Genomic DNA, 19018 nt, shown 5'->3' with positions numbered 1-19018 from the left:
AAACGTAGTGAATTATGTTTTATAGTTAAAAAAATTATTTAGAATGAAATTATGTACGTAGTAATCCTAATATTCCAGTTAAGACTTAGTGTTTAATAAGTTATGTATGATTGGTAAATTAAGGACAGCAAAACGGGGTTCTTAATTGAATTTATAACAAAAATTTTCAAGACATTTATGAAAGAAATCGTGTTTGATTTTAATGTAACGGTGCTATAACCATCTGGCATTAAAATATCTGCAAGTATCCGGGCTATTTAAAAAGAAACATGAACTGGAAGTTTTACAAATCAGTTATCGACGGCCATGACCTTTTTATTAATGGTCTGAATATCTGGTCATACGAATGGCTTGACCAAAAGCAATACGTTTGGGTCAAGGACCCCATATATGGTGAAGATCATGTTATGGGTATTTACGAGATCACTGATGGGGTAACCATCGTCCGCTTCGCTGCTGGCGAATTCTCTAATTTGGTATGGGGGATATATCTTCCGGATGAATAATTGGATCACCTGACTTTTAACCCTGCATAAAAACAAACTTCTTGCTGTCTGTTCAACCGCCTTTTTCTGTTAACTTTAGCTGCTGATAATAAGTATGCTGGCAATAACCAATAATATTCCGGTTAAGGATAAAATGGAAGCCGACCTGGAGATAAAGGTTAGTTTGATGAAAGAGGTCATTAAACCAACCCGGCCTCACCGGCATGCCAATTATCATGAACTCATCCTGCTCAACCAGGGTTCGGGCTTTCACGAAATTGACGGTCATCAGTTTGAGGTGATATCCCCGGTAGCCTACTATCTGCGCCCGGGCCAAACCCATTGCTGGAACTTCTCTTCTTTGCCAAAGGGATTCGTAATACTTTTCAGGGAAGAGTTATTATTAAAGGAGGATATAGAGATCCTTTTCAGGTTTCCGGCTCAGATAGCGCTGTCTGCGGCAGATCATCCGCTATTTGATTTGGTAAACTTATTGTATAACGAGTTCAAGTCCGCTGCTCCTGATACTGGAACCTACAGGGCCTATCTGCATTTACTAATCGCTAAATTACGGCAGTTGTCAAAAACCGGCAAACCGATATTTAACGGTGCCGATCATCTTTTTCAGCAGTATAAACGGTTAGTTAACGATCATTTTGCTCAAACGCGTGAACTGGGATTTTATGCAGAGCGTCTGCATGTCACTACGGCTGTTTTAAATGAGACCTGTAAAAAAGCGGTGTATAAAACCCCTGCCGTAGTTATTAATGAGCGAATTTTGCTGGAAGCTAAACTGTTGCTGAGTGCCACTGGCAAATCCGTACACGAAATAGCTACTGACCTTGGCTTTACCGATTCGCCGCATTTCATTAAGTTTTTTAAACAAAACACTAATCTAACCCCTGGTGCCTACCGTGAGATGGCTGTAACAAAAGGGTAATCTACAATCGTTCAGAAGTATTGTACAATGTGAGTAAAGCCGGTGCAAAGTATTTTTGTGTCGCGGCATTATTTTCATGAAAAACATTACGTTTATCCTTTTTATAATTCTCTTATCATCTAAATCATTATTTGCCCAAAATGCTTCCGTTGCCGGCATAGTGGCTGATGAACAGACTAAACAACCGGTTGAATATGCCAGTATCGCCTTACTTAAAGCCAGCGATTCGTCTGTTGTTGCAGGGGTACTGACTAAATCCAATGGCTCTTTTGTGTTTTCAAAACTGGCTGCGGGTGCGTATGTGATCAAAGTAGCTTTTATAGGTTATCATACTAAACGTACGCAAACTTTTAACCTGACAGCTAACAGCCAGGTTAATGCCGGTACGATATGGCTTTCGCGCAGTCAAAAGCTGCTCAGCGAAGTGAAGATAACCGGCCAGCGCGACAATGCTCTAAATAAGATTGATAAACAAACTTACCGGGCCGATCAGTTTGAAAGCGCCCGCGGCGGTACAGCTATTGACGTATTGAGAAATCTGCCTTCGGTTACGGTTAACGGTGAGGGTGATATCAGTGTGCGCGGTTCTACCGGCTTTCTGGTACTGGTGAATGGCAAGCCGGTATTCACTGATGCGCAAACGGTATTGAGCCAATTGCCTGCCAATAGTTTGCAAAATATAGAAGTGATCACGTCTCCTTCGGCAAAGTATGACCCGGATGGGAAAGCCGGTATCATTAACATCATCACTAAAAAAGGAGCGAATGATGGATTTACCTTGGCTGCGAACGCCCAGGGCGGGTTGCCCAGTACGGGCGATTATGGCAATAAAGAAAAGCCGAAACGCTTTGGCGGCGATCTGACATTGAATTACCGTAAAGGTAAATGGGACCTGTCGGCCAGTGGCAATTACCTTCGGACAGATGTAGCTGGCTACCGGGAGGGCGACGCCTACACCAAAAACTTCACCAACAATACCATTACCCGTTTCCCTTCCAATGGCGAGCGGAGCTTTGATAAATATAATTATGCAGGCCGGTTTTCTGCAAATTTCACGGCCGATGCGAGCAACTCCTTTTCGGCTGGTTTGTTTATCGGGCACCGTTTTCAATCGCGCCTGGCCGACCTGCTGTATAATAACAGCACGGCCGATCTGACAACAGGGAAGATTCTCAAAAGCACCACCTATTTCAACTCTAACCTGCAAACCAAAGAAGGGGACTTCTCATTAGGCAATTTAGATTACACGCATACCTTTAGTAACAAATCAACACTGACCACATCCTTTTTGTACGAGCATGCAAACCTGTATGGTGACACTAAGAACCGGAACCTGCAGTATCCTAACATAGTAGATACCATACAATACGTATATAACCCTTACAAGAATCCTATTAACGGTTACCGGTTTAAATTAGATTATGCAGCCATTATCGGTAAGGGCAAACTGGAAAGCGGTTATCAGTTCAGGTATGATACACAGGACGGGCAATTCGGTTATGTTGTTACGCCTACCATATCACAGCCGGATGCTGACCGTTTCAGGGGTGGCGCCAGGGCAAAGAATCAGATCAATTCGGTTTATACACAATATTCAGGTAAGCAAAATAAGCTTGAATACACGGCAGGTTTGCGATATGAATACGCCGCCCGTACCGTAAATTTATCTTATGATCCGGTGCCGCACCAACTTAATTTGTCTAATCTGTTCCCGTCAGCTAATTTGCTGTATACTTTTAACGAGGGTTGGCAGGCTAAAGCCGGTTATAGTAAACGGGTGCAGCGCACTACCAACTTTGAACTGAATCCTATTCCCGAGAGGGAGCATTCTGAAACGTTAGAGCAAGGCGACCCTGATCTGAAGCCGGAGTTTGTGGATCTGGCAGAGTTAGGATTGATCAGAATGCTCCATAAAGGTTCATTCTTTACAACGCTGTATTACCAGAACGTAAAGAACCCCATTCAGCGGGTAAACAGTGTATATGCCGATACCATTTTAAACCGGGTGTACACGAATGCAGACCGCGCACGGTCTATAGGATTGGAAGCAGGAGTGAATTTGCAGCCGCTTAAATGGTGGAGCCTGTACCTGGGTGCTAACGTTTATAATTACAAGATCAATGGTACGCTCAACATTGTAGGCGTAAACTCTTATGTGTCCAATAGCAATTGGGTATATTCCGTTAATGCTAACACCAACTTCAAGCTTGGTACTACCTGGAACCTTCAGGGAAATGTGAATTACTTGTCGCGCAGGCCTACAGCACAAGGTGAAGATTCGCGCTTCCTGGTGCCCAATACCTCGCTAAAGAAAACGTTTATGAACGGTCGTTTTGCTGCTATGCTGCAATGGCAAAATATAGATCTGGGCTGGCACCAATCTAACCGGCAGCGTATTACCACCTCGGGACCTGACTTTTATACTACTACTAACTACATCTATGAAACTAACGTGATAATGGTAAATTTTAGCTTTAACCTGAACAAACTGACCAGTAAGCTAAAACTGCCCAATAGCGAGTTTGGTGATAAAGAGTTTTAAGGATAAATAAATAGTGAGCGGCATCAAAATGATGTAATGAATTTGTTCGCAAACTATTTTTTTGCTTTTACCGTTTAGTGAGAAATACCCCTATGAAAATTCATGCAATTTATCGCATAAGCCTGCTTGTTTTGCTTGGCTGCGTTATGTTGCCATTTGTATCAATGGCAACAGGTTTTAAATTTCGTATCACTAACCCCGGAAAAAATAAGGTGGCCGTATTTTACCGCATCAACCAGCATGCCGGCGAAGTGCGCGTAAAGCCATTGTTTAATCTGGATCCTGGTCAGGTTAAAGAGAAAGAGCTATCAATAAGAAAAGGCGATACCATCGCTTTTTACGGACAGGACAGCGAGGATCAAACCTCAATTACCATCCGGCGCGATTTTGCAACCTTAGATAAACAAAAAAGTACGGTTCAGAACATCCAGATCATTGTACCTGAAAAAACCAATACCAGCTTTGAATCGCTGGAAGGATTAAGTGTAAAATTGGAACATAATAAAGTACTTAACTTTTTGTTGAGGCTGGATTCCACATCGATGAGCAGCCTGTCCATGCTCGAAAAGAATTTTCAGAACGTTTATCCTTTGGGTACTTTTGTTTTTGTCGACGTTAAAACAAACCGGTTGTTGCTGCCGCCCCTTGAGCCGTCTTTTTGGAATAACAGCGAGAACTACCTGACCATACAGGACAGCCTGCAAGCTATGGTAGATAAAGATAAGCGGGGCATGGCCAATGCGCAGGTGGCTTACTTTGTTGCTAAAATGTTTGATTCATTACGGGTAAATAGTACTGCCGAACTGGAGTTTAAGGCCCGTATCTCGCTTGTGCGCTGGAAACCCACTGCGCAGGCCAATATTTATCAGATATTTAATGATAAATCATTTCAGGATTTTTTGCAAAACTGTTATGCACAGATAGATAACCCCGATAAAGAATACCAGCGTTACCGCCTCTATTTCCTTTCATCCTATGAGCGTATTGATGACCTGGAAATTTATGGGCGGCAGTTTTATAATTTTGGCAACGAAACCGATCTGTCGCTCGCTTCTCCATTACAGGTTTTCAGTACCAACCTGGGGGTGATGTATGCCAAAACTAAAACGCTCAGCAATTATTATTCTGTGCAGGGGGCTGTATTGCGCACCAAAGCCCATGACTTTACATCGCTGCTGTTTAACGGATTCAAAAGTAATGTAAAGAGAAATATTATAGCCGAAGACCAGGCAACCGAACGCCGTATCAGTAACGATATACTGGACGAATATAAAAGTCTGGTAGCTTACAACCCCGATCCGCAGGTGCTTACCCTGCAGGCGCTTGACGATAAGGAGCCAGCACCTTCATTATTGCCCATTCGCACTACCGTTAATAATCTTTCCCCATATTCGGTATTGCCGGCGGATACTTCGCGTCAGGTCACCGCTATAGCTAATAATCAACGTATCAACGCATACAATAACAAGGTAAAGTTTTTCAACTCTCACCTTATTCAGTTAAATAAACTATTCCGGGAGTTAGACCAGACAGATGCAGACCTTGGTAAAATCTCTGCTGCCGCGCCCGAAAAAAGCTTTTCAGGAGCTGTTAATTCTCCCGGCTTATTAAACGAAATTGAAGTTAACAGCGATATTGTTAAAAAAGAGTAGCAATAACTTAGTAAGAGTGTGCAGACACAACTGGCTCTTAATAAGAAGTATTTAAAACGTACCTGAAATATTGACGCAGCACAGAAAACGATGTCAGTGTTGGGCTTATCATTCATGATAAAAACATAGTTTCTGATTTGCTTTTGTTTTAAATTTTACGGTACTTTAAGTAAACCTTATTACAAAACAAATCTTATGGAAGTTGCTATCCAAAGCGTTATTGGGATGTTGCAAGAACGCCTCCCCAAAAACAACATGCCTGAAATACTTTTTGATTCGCCGAAAACAAATAAGAAGTATAATGATAAGAGGCAGATCTTCAACACTTATTACCAGTTTCGCCCTACGGCTATGGTATTTTGTACCAACCCGGAACAGGTATCAGCGGTAATAAAGTGCCTCAGAGAATGGCATTATAAAGGCGATTTAAGGGTACGTTCGGGTGGGCATGATCACGAAGGTGAATGCTCTGGTACAGATGCAGTTGTTATTGATCTGTCCGAAATGAAAAATGTAACCATAGATGCTGAGAAAAACTACGCTGTAATACAGCCGGGCATTATGTTCATTGACCTGATCAAAGCCATGAATAAGAAAAATGTGGGCTTGCCGCACGGTACCTGTTATTCGGTACGGATAGCCGGCTTCACGTTTGGCGGCGGATGGGGGCCATGGACACGGCAAAAGGGCATGGGCTGTGAGAGCCTTGCCGGGGTGACCATTGTATTAGGTGACGGAACCATCAAAAAAATTATCGATAACAAACTGATACCTGAATACGATGGAACTCCTGTTGAAGACCTTAATGATGAAGACCGCAAGTTGTTATGGGCTTTAAGAGGCGGCGGCGGTATGAGTTATGGGGTTGTTACCGAACTTATTTACAAGACCTTCACACTGCCAGATTACACTACTAAGTTTACAGTAGCCTGGGATCATACCATAAGCCCTAATATCCCACCGGCTGTAAAGCTTTTACAAAGATGGGAACAACTCATACAATATGGCGAAAATCCGGATCTTTTGGGTACTAACTTAAAGATAGTAGCCAAGCATAAAGATGATGAGGATAAAACACCGGTAGAAAACTCAAAACATGATACGTATTTCTATGGCTATTACATGGGGAGCAAAGCGCAATTTGCCAGCCAAAAAGAATTTGAAGATAACCTTAATAAGATTATTGATACAGACTGGTTTCCTAAGTCAGAATATCTTGATTATACCGTATCATTTGAGGATAAAATAGAGGCTGTATTATCCAATAACGTTACTTCGGGCGTAACGGGTAAGCTTACCGCAATTCCTGATCAGACGCAGCGGGAATGGAGCCCATTTTCGGCTTGGGACAGGATTATAAAATGGGATACAGGTAATCATAAAAATGATGACCTCGAAAGTAAATACGATACTTCGGCTTTACCTTTGCACTTTCAGGCTATACCACCCGAAATTGATAAACCGGCACCACATAAAATTACGTCAAGGCTGGCCACTGTAACGGATGACGAGCAGGTTGCAAAAAATCGCAGGGAGAAATTAATAGAAAGTCTGGAATCAAATCTGTTATACGACGAAGGAACAAAGCAGGGGATGACCACCTATTTTACACTGGGTGCAATTACCGGCGAATATTATAAAAATTACGACTACCAGGCCAACGTTTATCCACAGGGCAGCGCTATGCCGTATAAGCAATGCTATTATACCATTCAATACCAGGCGTGGTGGAATAACAATGGCATAATTAATCCGGCTGTACAGCCTTATGTTAACCGTGCTATGGACTGGCTGGAAGTATGCCGTAATTATGATATTCCAGGTACCTACGGTTCTTTTATCAGCTTCAAAGATGATAGTGTACCTACCCGTGTTTATTTTCAGGACAGTTACGACCATTTAAAAGAGATCAAGGAAAAATATGTTCAGGATCCTGAAAATATGCTGAGCAGCCGTAAAACAATTATATAAAAGCGATTAGTAACAGATGTAAGTTAGTAAGGAGAAATAATTCTGTCAGCCTTACAACATATCGTTTTTATGATCACTTAGCTGCGATGCAGCGATAACTGTAAAACCAATATTCTATTAACCTAAATACAAGCACAATGGCAAATCAAATCAATCCCCGGTTTAGGATATATCCTTCAATCGGTGTAGCTCGTCTTGGAAATGGCCCGGCGCAGCAGGATCAGGTCACTTTCAGCCCGGATATTCCCTGGGAAAACCTTTACAAAACTGATGAAAATTATCTGACTGAAACAGGCCAGATCAGAAAACAGGCGCAGCGTTTTTATATTTATGAATGTGATGAGAGCGGCCGGCCGTTTAAACAGGTTGATCCGGCACAATACACCATTAAATGGACTGCCGAAGTAGCCAACAAAAAACCGTTCTGGTATGATTTTAATAATAGTCTCGATCTCTCTATTATATCAGAAAACAGGAATCTCAGTCCTGAATTTGCAATAAATAAAATAGCTCCGGGCATTGGTGCTACCCAGCGTAACCCTAACGTGCTTGATATGAGTATCCGTATGCCGGGTGGTTATGATTACCGTAAAGAGCTGGTAAACCGGCCCGATGCCGTAACAGTTGATGAGGTGAACAACCGGCAGGTTTTAGAAGGTGAGTTCCCTTTTAAAAAAGGCGGGGTTAGTAAACTTGCTGCCAGTATTGATACAACTGATAAAACAGTAAATCTGGGTACGGTTGAATATGATAACGGAACGCTGATCTTTTATGCGGCAGATGGTATTTCGGCAGCACTGAACCCCTCTGATCTTAATACCGATTTTGCCGATAATTCAAACTGGTACGATGACATTTGCGATGGTCGTATTACGGCAGTAATTACCTCTAAGGCAGATGGCGCTACTTACGAGTTAACAGATGCTAATTCGGCGGCATGGGTTACCACTGCTCCGCCTGATTATGCACCGCAGATCAATCCCATATCAACAATGTATGATATTATCAGCGGAGCATCTGAAGATGAATTTCAGTCTGAATTCAGCCTTGTATTCCCGCTAATGTATCGCCTTTACCGCATGCAATGGGTCAACCTTGGAGATTTTCTTGCACCATCATTCAAAGAAACTGTAGATAAGCTGACGGCTGATGGTAAATTTAAATACCTTTATCAGAATACACCCGAGGCAAAGCCCGTACGTGAGCAGGTGTTTAATCTTTTCCGTGATCCGGCCTATCCTTACAACAATGAACCCGTTATTCCAAGCAGTTCTACTACAAGTATTTCTAACCGGGGCAGTGGGCTTGACGAATTGAAACTGCCATATTATCCCGGTGATGGTATCAATTATCCAGGTAGTCCGGCTCAATGGTTTGCTATACCCCCGCTTTTGTATGATAAAATGAGGCAATGGAAAGATGGCGATTTTGCTCCGGTTGGAGAGGGTATAACGTTTAACGATATTGACGAATTAGGCGAATATTACCGCCAGAAATTTCTGGAAGCTGCCACTGATCCGTCAAAAAAGCCATTGCTGATGACGCGGGCTGTACTGGAGACTCTTTATGGCGGCGGTTTTCATCCGGGCGTAGAGCTTACCTGGCCTATGCGTCATAACCTTATCTATGCAGAGAATAAGGAAATATTTGAAAAAGTAGCTGCCAAAGAAGGGCTGTTCGGACTTAGGGAAATTCGTATTAATGCGGCCACACCAGCGGAACAGAAAGAGATATTCTTCAACGACTTTGGCTTTCAGATGGATTCTGAAGACATACGTAAAACAATGGATACTACTGGTGGAAAACACTGGTTATGGAAAATTACTCCGGGCGACCTTACCAAGTGGATGGGGATACCATGGCAATCTGATGCAGGCAGCTGTCAGGCTGTATTTATAGAAAAACAGTATCCTGTGCCAGCGTGGTGGGCGGCTAACTTACCTGTACACGTGCTGCCCGAAGCCAGTTACCTCAAAATCCTTGATCCGAATATACTGCCTGATACTAAACGTAATATTTTTGCCGGCCGCTTGCCCTGGCTGCAAACTACTAATACCGGTTTTGAGGGCTATCATGCGGAAGGTGGTTATATGAATGGCTTAATAAGCATGGTATACCAGTGGAAAAAAATAGGTATGGTAGCGGGGCGTAAAGTAAGCCCGAGAGTAGATGGCATACCAGAAACAGTTTACGTAGCATTTAATGGAAAGGGTACCGACGACTAAGCCGATGGAAGCAACGGTAGTTATTGCAGGCAACGGTATAGCCGCATTAACGTTATCGCTGCTTCTTGACCGTAAAGGCATATCGCATATAGTGCTTAACCGCCAGGGCAAAATGACAGATCAGCCTGCCCTGGCGGAAACACTGCCGCCTTCTGCAATTCCTTTATTAAATAAAACAGGTCTGCTTTCATTGTTTGAGCGTACAGCGTTACAAAAAACAAACGGCTATCATTCGCTTTGGGGTAGCGATAAGGTTGCTGATAATAACTTTTATTTTCACAGGCCTTACCAGTATGGACTTAAAATTGATAAGCAGGCAATTAAAAGCAGTTTGCTGGCGATGCAGGCCCATCGCCTGGTGCCTTTCACACAAAATATTTCAATAACCAAAGGCGAGGTAATTACAGTGGAATGGGCAGAGCATGATCGGCAGAAACAGTGTAACTGCCACATGATAGTTGATGCCACGGGCCGAAACCGAAGCATACTTGCTAAATTGGGGATTCCTTCTGTAGATGCAGACAGCCTGAATGCATTTAGCTGCCATTTGCCATACATTAAACATCAGGTGCTTCGCCATTCGGTGTACATTGAATCTTTCGAAGATGGGTGGGGTATCGTATCGACGCTTAATGAGCAAAATAATGTGATGACCTTGTTTTGCAACAAGAAAAGCGGTGCACAGCAACAGTTGAAAAACTATCAGAACTGGCCTTTGATGCTAAAGGATACTAAGTATCTTAAAGATTTTATCGAACCAGCGGCCAATTGCCCTGTAAAGGGTTATAATGCCAACTCTTCAAAAGCACAGAGGTTAACAGGTTCCGCCTGGCTTGCTGTAGGCGATGCTGCCATCAGTTTTGATCCCTTATCTTCTCATGGTATTACCAACACCATATATACAGCCAATGAAGCGGCTGATGCAATTGAGCAATTAATTAAAGAGAATGATAGAACTGCATTAACCGCATACGAGCAGCATCTTACTTCGATATTTGAACAATACCTTAAAGCACGGTCACAAATTTACCTTAGCGAGCAGCGATGGCCGCAGTCCATGTTCTGGAAAGAAGCCCATAGCTTATAAGCTGTGTACGTTGCCGTAGTAATGTTCAAGTTCTTTTAACCGGCTGATTTGTCCCGGCCGGGGATTAATAAAGGTGCGTACTTTTTTTACCTGGCTGTAAGCGTCCTCATAGGTAATACCTGTGCTGATGAGGTAGGCAATGGCCATAGTTGGCCCCCTGCCAAGGCCTTGCCTGCAATGTACATATACCTTGCCGCCGTTTTTTATTTCATTAGTCATGAAATCTGCCCCTTTTATTAATACATCAAGCGGTGGTGGGGTGTTATCAACCGTAGGCAGATGCAGGTAATGGAAACCTTCATATTGCGATTCTTTATATATAGGGTTCATGCGCATATTAACGATACCGGTAACGCCCATTGCCTTTAACTTTTGCAGGCCTACAAGGTTATATTGGCTGCCTAAAAAAAGATCAGCAGTAATCTGGCTGCGTTTTAATGTTGGCAAGCCATTAAAAAATCGGTAAACATTATCCCATATCTTCTGCCAGAAAATAACCAGCAGTAAAACCCAGCTTTTTATTTTTGCTATCATTCATTATGAGTTAAGGGTACAACTACTCTTAATGATGATGGTACAACTTCAATCGTCAGTTCATCCGCATTAGCTTCGCAATCATCACAGATATAACTCTCGGGTTGCGACATTTTGATATTGATCTTTTTAAGCGGGTAATGATTTACCGCCTCTGTTTCCTTGTCCATTAAACTGCTGCCTGCTGCTTTTACAAGGGTTAATACATCTGCATTTTTTAGCAGTACAAGATCTAATAAACCGTCAGTTACGCTTATCCCGGGATGCATTTGTAAATTTCCTATACCCATATGGCCTGAATTTGTGACTGTTAATGAAACTGCTGATACCTCCATGGCTTCACCATCAATTATCAATTGATAAGTATGTGGTTCTGCATTGCTGACAGCTTTTATTGCCGACAGTCCATAAGCTAACTGGCCTGCATGTTCCTTCACTGTAGGGTTAACATCGGTGATCATGTCAGCCATAATACCAAGATTAACTCTTAATAAGAAAGATGTGCCATTCACCAGTCCGGTATCCATATTTTTTATCTGGAAACTATCTTCCGCAAGCATTTTAATTGCCGAAATGGTGTCCTGCGGTATTTGCAATTCTTTTGATAACACATTGGCTGTGCCACCGGGAATAATGGCCAGCGGCACTTCTGTTCCTATCAGTACCTTGGCTACCTCGGTCACCGTTCCATCTCCTCCGTAAACGGCAACCATACGGCTTGCTTTCATCTGTTGAGCCAATGCTGCAATATCAGCATGGTTTTTAAGCCTGCTTACATGGTAGCTTAGGCTATGTTGCTCAAATAATTCATCAATAATGCTTTCAACATTTTCACTGTCGCTTGATTCATTGATGATAAAATGTATATGTTTTTGTTCCACAAGTGAGTAATTTATTGAATAACAGATTTCTTGTTTAATAGCTTTTTAATATTATAATTTAATAATAGGTTAACTTTAAATGACTTAAAAGTTTACTTCTTGTGTTTGAGTTATTGCTTTTACTGTTGCGGATAATTTTTAATTTGCGGCATCTGTTATGTGTTCCCAAACAGTTTTTTCATTATTCTAAAAGCCTTCATTTATGCAAACATCCCGCAATTTGCATGGTTAAGTAGTTTATTATTCACGTTATAGCCGCTCCCAATGACTTTTTCTTTAGCAGACTTCGAACATTTTTTCTATTCATCCCGTGACCTTTTTTGTATAGCTGGTTTTGACGGTTATTTTAAGAATGTTAACAGTGCGGTTACTGATACGCTGGGTTATTCGCTCGAAGAATTGAAGGCTATCCCCATAGATTCTTTTATTTTTCCTGATGACAGGGATATTACTTCTATGCACCGGAACAGGTTGCATCAAACTTTACCGCTTTATAATTTTGAAAACAGGTACATGACAAAATCCGGAGAGGTGGTTTGGTTGGCCTGGACATCAGTATCTGTTCCTGAAAAAGAACTTGTATTTGCAGTTGCCAAAAATATCACCTATCGTAAAAGGCAGGAGGAAGACCGTAATCACCTGCTGAAAGCATTAACAGATCAAATTGCAGAGATGCAGAATGTGGCATACTCACTTGCTCATGACCTGCGTGCGCCAATAGGCAATCTTCAGCTGTTATTAATGCTTGAAGAGCAACCCGATATCGGCCTGATCTCGGCAACTGCCAATGAATTGAGGTACAAGCTCGACAGCTTTTTGGATATGCTCATAGAAAAGCGTAAAAAAGATGCACAATTAGAAAAGCTTAGCTTAAAAGAGTCATTAAATCGCATAATTTCCAGTTTGCAATCCTTAATAGCAGACTCGGGTACGTCTATTTCCTGCAATTTTTCAGGTGCTGCTGATGTATGGTTTAATTCATCATACCTGGACAGCATCTTTTTAAACCTGATTACCAATAGTATTAAATACACACTACCTGGCAAGTACCCTATAATAAGTGTAAGCAGCCGCCATTGTGAAACTTTTACTGAAATAATTTATACTGATAATGGACGGGGCTTTGATATGAATAAGGTAGGGGAGCAGGTATTTCAGTTTAACCGTCGTTTTCACACCGTTACCGATAGTAAGGGTATCGGATTGTATCTTGTGCGTAACCATTTAAATAGCCTTGGCGGCGATATTGGTATTCAAAGCAGCGAACCAGGAAAAGGGACATCGTTTATCATAAAGATCAGAGAACCGCAAGGGATATAAGCCTCTGACGCAATTTGCGCCACTGTAATCTGTGATTAGAGTTGTTTTCCTGAAACAAAAAAAGCACCCCGAAGGATGCTTTAAAATGTTATATAGGGTATTTTATTAAGCTATTTTTACATTTACGGCGTTAGGACCTTTACGTCCTGACTCTACGTCAAAACTAACTTCATCGTTTTCACGGATGTTGTCAATCAGACCAGTTGAATGAACGAAGATTTCGCTTCCACCATTATTAGGTGTAATAAAACCGAAACCTTTGGCTTCATTAAAGAATTTTACTGTTCCTTGTTGCATTGTATTGTTTTTAATAAGTATGCAAGGTACATAATTATATTGATATATTTTCACTTTAGGTAAAAAATGTTAACTTTATTTTAAGTCCGGTTGAAAATATTCTCTAAAAATTCCAGCGAGCTTTGCATTACCTGTGATAAATAACCCTTGCCATGTAAAGTGCCCGGTACAAACTGAACTGTTGTAGGCACGCCTTTATCCAATAATGCTTGTTGTAGTTTAAGCGCTCCTTCTGTCGGCACAAACTCGTCCATTGAATTGGCAATATAAATCTGCCCGCTTTGTGCACTTACACGTGTCAGCGGACTGGCTTCTTTCAGCATGCTTCTGTCGTTTCCAATCAGCTGATAAATGCACCATCTTAAAAAAGCATCATTTCTTCCGCCCTGATTAATGTTAGCACTGGGCGTACTTGCAAAGTCAATCGTGTCTTTTGTTTCATCTGCATTGCCATCGGTTTCTAAAATAAAACCTTCAATGTCAATGATACCCGACCAACTGACCGCCGGTATACCACACACCAATGCCAGTTCTATTGCGAGGTTTCCACCGGCAGAACTTCCCCAGACGGCAATCTTTCCTTTGTCGAAATCATATTGTGATTCTCTCAGCCAGTTTAAAGAAGCGATGATATCCTCACGGGCAGCCGGATAAACCACTGTGGGTGTAAGGCGATAATTTGGGACAATAACTAAGTAGCCTTCTTTTGCAAGCAGGGTAGCCAGATCTTCGTCTTTACTTTTATCGCCGTGAAACCAGCCGCCGCCATGGATATCTATAATTGCGCCTTTGTTATTTTTACCAGAATATACATCAAGGTTCAGCCCTTCTTTGTATTCAATATCTTTTATAACGGTCAGCTGGTTTTCCATTTCTAATTAGTCAATTATTTCGCCGAGGTGTTTGTAGCTTGATTTCACTGTATTCAATACCTCTTCAAAATTACCGCCAAGCATTAGTTTAGTCATAGATAGGGTCATGCCTTTAATCATGTCAAACTCTATTTTTGGTGGCATCGCCAATGCATTCGGATTAGTGAAAACGTTTACCAGAACCGGGCCGTCATAATCAAGGGCTTGTTGCAAACCACTTTCCAGCTCTTCAGGATCTGTTATGGTCATCCCTTTAATGCCCATAGCCTGTGCTATCATGGCAAAATCCGGGTTTTCCATGTCGGTCTCAGCGTCAGGCAATCCGCTCACCTGCATTTCCAATTTTACCATCCCTAAAGAGCGGTTGTTGAATACAATGATCTTGATGGGTAGCTTATATTGTTTTATGGTAGCCAGATCGCCCAATAACATAGAGATACCGCCATCGCCGCACATAGCAATCACCTGGCGGCCTGGACATGAAAAAGCTGCCCCAATAGCGTGTGGCATTGCATTAGCCATTGAGCCATGACTAAAAGAACCCAGCATAGCTCGTTTGCCTGTAGCGCGGATATATCGCGCACCCCAAACGCAGCACATACCAGTATCAACCGTAAAAATGGCATCGTCGGCAGCTAACTTGTCAAGACAAGCAGCAGCGGCTTCGGGTTGTATCGCATTTTTACTGCCCTTGTCTTTTACATAGATATTCAGGTGTTCTTTTACCTTATCGTACAGATGCAATTGTGCCTTTAAAAAGCTATCATCCTCTTTGTTATTAATAAGCGGGAGCAAGGCTGTCAAAGTAGTTTTGATGTCACCATGCAGGCCTAAATCTAATTTTGCACGACGGCCCAATCGTTCAGGCTGCAGATCCACCTGTATGATCTTTTTATCAGTCGGCATAAAAGGCACATAGGGGAAGTCGGTACCTAAAAGAACGATCAGGTCACTTTCGTGCATGCTATGATAGGCAGAAGGTAAACCCAACAAGCCTGTCATGCCAACTTCGTTAGGGTTATCGTACTGGATACCCATTTTGCCACGGAAAGAGTAGCCTACCGGGGCATTTATTAATTGAGATAGTTTAACTACCTCGTCGTGCGCTTCAGCTGCACCTATACCGCAATAGATGCTGATTTTATGATACTTATTAATCAGGGATGCCATTTGGGCTATATCCTCGTCATTAGGGCGGATAAGCGCTTTTGAAAAGTAGTTTTTATCGGCTGATATATTTTCAACGGCATCCATTGCGCTTACATCGCCGGGAAGGCCTAAAATGGCAACGCCTTTACGTTGTACGGCATGCTGAATAGCCGCCTGTGTCATTCGCGGAAGCTGTGCAGGAGTAGCGGCAATCTGGTTGTAATGGCTGCAATCGTCAAAAAGCTTTATTACGTTAGTTTCCTGGAAGTAAGCGCTTCCAAATTCAACGGTTGCGCAGGTGGATGCGATGGCCAGCACCGGAACATTAGACCTGTGGGCATCATACAACCCATTAATTAAATGGACGTGGCCCGGGCCGCTGCTACCGGCGCAGCATGCCAAACCTCCAAGTTCTGCTTCGGCGGCTGCGGCATAGGCTCCTGCCTCCTCATGTCTTACATGGACCCACTGAATGCTGTCGTTTCTTCTTACGGCATCGTTTAATTCATTTAAGCTGTCGCCGGTAACTGCATATATACGTTTGATACCCGCATTTACCAACATGTCAACTAATTGCTCGGCTACTTTTTTCGACATAATGTTTACGTTTAGTTACTGTATAACAAGCAAACTTTAGGCTAAGTTCTAAAGCATTGATTATTAATCTTATTGCGACTGACTGTCAGAACCTTAGTTGCGACATTTCGTGAATTTTCGAAAGTGACTATAAACAAAACGGGCCTGCTTGATACAAGCAGGCCCGTTGAAATATGAGCAGACTTAATTATTTAACTCCCCAGCTTTTGTTAGGCTTGCTGCCCATTACAAATTCAAGTTTGCCACCGTTTACGATGTCGCTTTGGCTGATAAACGGTTTGTTAAGTGCTTTGCCATTTAGTTTAACCGACTGGATATAGCAGTTTTGCTTGCCCGGGTTTTTTACATCAACCGTAAATATTTTACCGCCTGGCACTACCATTTCAGCATGTTTTAAAATTGGTGAACCAATGGCATATTCCTGGCTGTCGGGGTTTACAGGGTAAAAGCCCATTGCACTGAAGATATACCATGACGACATTTGCCCGCAATCCTCATTACCAGAATAACCCGAAGATGAATTGTTATACAGCTCATTCAAAACTTTAGCCACATACATCTGTGTTTTCCAGGGTTGGCCGGCATAGTCATACAAGTAAGCTACGTGGTGGCTTGGCTCGTTACCGTGTGCGTACTGACCGATGAAACCAGATGCATTGCCGTTAACCTCGCCTGGTTTATCAGCTAAGGTAAAGAACTGGTCAAGCTTAGCCGTAAATGCTTTCTTGCCGCCCATCAGTTCAATTAAACCAGGTACATTCTGAGGAACATACCACAAGTATTGCCATGCATTGCCTTCGGTGTAAGGGTTGCCGCCGTTTCCACCGTATTGCAGCGGGTTAAATGGTTCAAGCCAGCTGCCATCTTTCTTTTTAGCCTGGAAGAAACCATTTTTCGGATTAAATACATTTCTGTAATACTCCGAGCGTTCCATAAAATGCTTGTAATCTTCGGTTTTTCCAAGCTTTTTGGCAAGTTGCGCAACGCACCAATCGTCAAATGCTACCTCTACAGTGATAGAAACTGACTGTGATTGCAGATCCTCCGGTATATAATGATACTTTTCCCATGCCTGGAAAGGCGAGCCCGGGTGATCTGTTAAAGATGATTGTTTTACTGCTTTGTAAGCTTTTTCTACATCAAAACCCGGAAGCCCTTTTAATGCAGCATCTACAATAACAGGGATAGCATGATTACCGATCATACAGTAATTTTCGTCGCCCCATAGTTGCCAGATAGGCAGGTAGCCATATGTGTCATATTGCCTCATCATGCTGTTAACAAAGCCGGCAGTACGCTCTGGCTGTATCAGCGTATAAAGCGGGTGCGCAGCCCTGTAGGTATCCCATAAAGAGAAGGTAGAATAATGTGTTTTGTCAGGCGCATTGGCAATGGTGAGATCTGTAGCCTGATAATCGCCGTTTACATCGGCAACATTGTTGGGCTGCGTAAAGGCATGGTACAAGCCAGTATAAAAAATTTGTTTTTGCTCTTGCGTACCCTCTGCTTTAATTTTTTCCAGTTCTTTTTCCCATTCGGCGCTGCTCTTTGCAGATACCTCGTCAAAGTTCCATCCCGGTAGTTCCGCAGCAAGGTTTGCTTTTGCATTTTCGACACTTACCGGTGATAGCGCAACTTTTACCAATACCGGTTTTCCATCCTGTGTATCAAAGTTAAAAGCACCTTTAATGTTTGTTCCGTTAATAATGGATAGGTTAGGGATACTGCGGTTGCCATTGGCAAATGCTGACGATATGAACGGTTTAGAGAATTCCGCATGGAAATATACCTTACGTAGTTTTGCCCATCCGGTTAATATGCGATACCCTTCAATGGTATGGTCGTTTATAATGCGCATTTCTGCACCAATGATTTTGCATGACCAATAGGTACGTTTCTTATCTAAAGAATGGTCGAGATCAAATATGATATGGCTGTTATCCGCTTTAGGAAAGGTATAGCGATGAAGCCCAACGTGCGATGTTGAAGTAAGCTCTGCATTAATGTTATAGTCTTTAAGCATTACCTGGTAATAGCCCGGCCGTGCGGTTTCATTTTGATGTGAATACGCCGACCTGTAGCCACTGCCGGGTTTATCGGCTTTACCGGGTGTAAATTTTACCTCGCCAGTTGTTGGCATTACCAATACATCAAAAAGGTCGGCAACGCCGGTGCCGCTAAGGTGGGTATGGCTAAAGCCAACGATGGTTTTGTCGTTATAATCATAACCGGAAGCAGGGTTATCGGGACTATCCTGTGTATCCGGGCTTAACTGTACAAAGCCAAAAGGAACGGTAGCTCCCGGAAAGTTACTGCCCGAAAGGCTGTTTTGATCAACCGCACCTGTACCAATAAACGGGTTTACGTACTTTACATATTGGCCTGTTGTTTGGTTTTGCGCCGTGGCTGCCGATGCTATTAAGCCTGTAAACAGTAATGCTTTAAGCTGTTTTTTCATTATTATTG

At 42.5% G+C, this 19018-nt stretch carries 14 protein-coding genes; 8 read left to right on the top strand and 6 right to left on the bottom strand.

The genetic code is table 11. The annotated features are described in order from the left end of the window. The first annotated feature begins 269 nt into the window (after window positions 1–269). The 7 genes from PQ461_RS14780 to PQ461_RS14750 all read left to right on the top strand — a co-directional run bounded on the left by PQ461_RS14780 (window position 270) and on the right by PQ461_RS14750 (window position 10902). On the top strand, window positions 270–506 hold the full coding sequence (locus PQ461_RS14780; protein WP_274206300.1) for a hypothetical protein: 237 nt from the start codon (window positions 270–272) through the stop codon (window positions 504–506). Window positions 507–600: 94 nt separating this feature from the next. Further along, entirely contained in the window at window positions 601–1425 is an 825-nt protein-coding gene (locus tag PQ461_RS14775; protein ID WP_274206299.1) for an AraC family transcriptional regulator, read from the top strand. Window positions 1426–1501: 76 nt separating this feature from the next. Then, window positions 1502–3967 (top strand): TonB-dependent receptor domain-containing protein, encoded by a 2466-nt coding sequence (locus PQ461_RS14770; protein ID WP_274206298.1) that lies wholly within the window; start codon window positions 1502–1504, stop codon window positions 3965–3967. A gap of 92 nt (window positions 3968–4059) precedes the next feature. Then, on the top strand, window positions 4060–5619 hold the full coding sequence (locus tag PQ461_RS14765) for a hypothetical protein (protein ID WP_274206297.1): 1560 nt from the start codon (window positions 4060–4062) through the stop codon (window positions 5617–5619). A gap of 195 nt (window positions 5620–5814) precedes the next feature. Further along, on the top strand, window positions 5815–7590 hold the full coding sequence (locus PQ461_RS14760) for an FAD-binding oxidoreductase (protein ID WP_274206296.1): 1776 nt from the start codon (window positions 5815–5817) through the stop codon (window positions 7588–7590). A 137-nt stretch (window positions 7591–7727) separates the two neighbouring features. Beyond that, window positions 7728–9815, top strand: a complete 2088-nt coding sequence (locus PQ461_RS14755) for a LodA/GoxA family CTQ-dependent oxidase (RefSeq protein WP_274206295.1) — start codon at window positions 7728–7730, stop codon at window positions 9813–9815. Next, complete coding sequence (locus PQ461_RS14750) at window positions 9793–10902, top strand: FAD-dependent monooxygenase (RefSeq protein WP_274206294.1); 1110 nt, start codon at window positions 9793–9795, stop codon at window positions 10900–10902. The genes PQ461_RS14755 and PQ461_RS14750 overlap by 23 nt, the downstream gene beginning before the upstream one ends. Here PQ461_RS14750 and PQ461_RS14745 read toward each other — a convergent pair. Together PQ461_RS14745 and PQ461_RS14740 are read right to left on the bottom strand one after the other, a co-directional pair. Beyond that, window positions 10897–11436: a dual specificity protein phosphatase family protein gene (locus PQ461_RS14745; RefSeq protein ID WP_274206293.1), complete on the bottom strand. Its 540-nt coding sequence runs from the start codon at window positions 11434–11436 to the stop codon at window positions 10897–10899. The genes PQ461_RS14750 and PQ461_RS14745 overlap by 6 nt on opposite strands. Beyond that, on the bottom strand, window positions 11433–12317 hold the full coding sequence (locus PQ461_RS14740) for a diacylglycerol/lipid kinase family protein (RefSeq protein WP_274206292.1): 885 nt from the start codon (window positions 12315–12317) through the stop codon (window positions 11433–11435). The genes PQ461_RS14745 and PQ461_RS14740 overlap by 4 nt, the downstream gene beginning before the upstream one ends. 264 nt (window positions 12318–12581) lie before the next feature. Between PQ461_RS14740 and PQ461_RS14735 the strand changes: the two genes are divergently transcribed. Then, a complete protein-coding gene (locus tag PQ461_RS14735; RefSeq protein ID WP_274206291.1) occupies window positions 12582–13637 on the top strand; it encodes a PAS domain-containing sensor histidine kinase in 1056 nt (351 codons plus the stop codon). 105 nt (window positions 13638–13742) lie between these two features. Here PQ461_RS14735 and PQ461_RS14730 read toward each other — a convergent pair whose 3' ends face one another. The 4 genes from PQ461_RS14730 to PQ461_RS14715 form a co-directional block, all read right to left on the bottom strand. Then, the gene (locus tag PQ461_RS14730; RefSeq protein ID WP_274206290.1) at window positions 13743–13934 is read right to left on the bottom strand and encodes a cold-shock protein; all 192 of its coding nucleotides are present in this window, start codon (window positions 13932–13934) and stop codon (window positions 13743–13745) included. Between the two features lie 80 nt (window positions 13935–14014). Next, window positions 14015–14806, bottom strand: coding sequence for an alpha/beta hydrolase (locus tag PQ461_RS14725; RefSeq protein ID WP_274206289.1), 792 nt, complete (start codon window positions 14804–14806; stop codon window positions 14015–14017). A gap of 6 nt (window positions 14807–14812) precedes the next feature. Continuing rightward, on the bottom strand, window positions 14813–16552 hold the full coding sequence (locus tag PQ461_RS14720) for a thiamine pyrophosphate-dependent enzyme (RefSeq protein ID WP_274206288.1): 1740 nt from the start codon (window positions 16550–16552) through the stop codon (window positions 14813–14815). Between the two features lie 187 nt (window positions 16553–16739). After that, on the bottom strand, window positions 16740–19010 hold the full coding sequence (locus tag PQ461_RS14715) for a GH92 family glycosyl hydrolase (protein ID WP_274206287.1): 2271 nt from the start codon (window positions 19008–19010) through the stop codon (window positions 16740–16742). Between the last annotated feature and the right edge of the window lie 8 nt (window positions 19011–19018).

This window comes from Mucilaginibacter sp. KACC 22063 (genome assembly GCF_028736115.1).
In the GTDB taxonomy this organism is placed as follows: Bacteria; Bacteroidota; Bacteroidia; order Sphingobacteriales; family Sphingobacteriaceae; genus Mucilaginibacter.
Note: the sequence above shows the minus strand (reverse complement) of the source record. Positions and strands in the feature narration are given on the sequence as shown.

Coding starts and splice junctions, on each gene's coding strand:
- PQ461_RS14765 (WP_274206297.1), top strand. CDS start 4,060: ATGAAAATTCATGCAATTTATCGCATAAGCCTGCTTGTTTTGCTTGGC.
- PQ461_RS14770 (WP_274206298.1), top strand. CDS start 1,502: ATGAAAAACATTACGTTTATCCTTTTTATAATTCTCTTATCATCTAAA.
- PQ461_RS14725 (WP_274206289.1), bottom strand. CDS start 14,806: ATGGAAAACCAGCTGACCGTTATAAAAGATATTGAATACAAAGAAGGG.
- PQ461_RS14730 (WP_274206290.1), bottom strand. CDS start 13,934: ATGCAACAAGGAACAGTAAAATTCTTTAATGAAGCCAAAGGTTTCGGT.
- PQ461_RS14750 (WP_274206294.1), top strand. CDS start 9,793: ATGGAAAGGGTACCGACGACTAAGCCGATGGAAGCAACGGTAGTTATT.
- PQ461_RS14745 (WP_274206293.1), bottom strand. CDS start 11,436: ATGATAGCAAAAATAAAAAGCTGGGTTTTACTGCTGGTTATTTTCTGG.
- PQ461_RS14720 (WP_274206288.1), bottom strand. CDS start 16,552: ATGTCGAAAAAAGTAGCCGAGCAATTAGTTGACATGTTGGTAAATGCG.
- PQ461_RS14755 (WP_274206295.1), top strand. CDS start 7,728: ATGGCAAATCAAATCAATCCCCGGTTTAGGATATATCCTTCAATCGGT.
- PQ461_RS14715 (WP_274206287.1), bottom strand. CDS start 19,010: ATGAAAAAACAGCTTAAAGCATTACTGTTTACAGGCTTAATAGCATCG.
- PQ461_RS14760 (WP_274206296.1), top strand. CDS start 5,815: ATGGAAGTTGCTATCCAAAGCGTTATTGGGATGTTGCAAGAACGCCTC.
- PQ461_RS14735 (WP_274206291.1), top strand. CDS start 12,582: ATGACTTTTTCTTTAGCAGACTTCGAACATTTTTTCTATTCATCCCGT.
- PQ461_RS14780 (WP_274206300.1), top strand. CDS start 270: ATGAACTGGAAGTTTTACAAATCAGTTATCGACGGCCATGACCTTTTT.
- PQ461_RS14775 (WP_274206299.1), top strand. CDS start 601: ATGCTGGCAATAACCAATAATATTCCGGTTAAGGATAAAATGGAAGCC.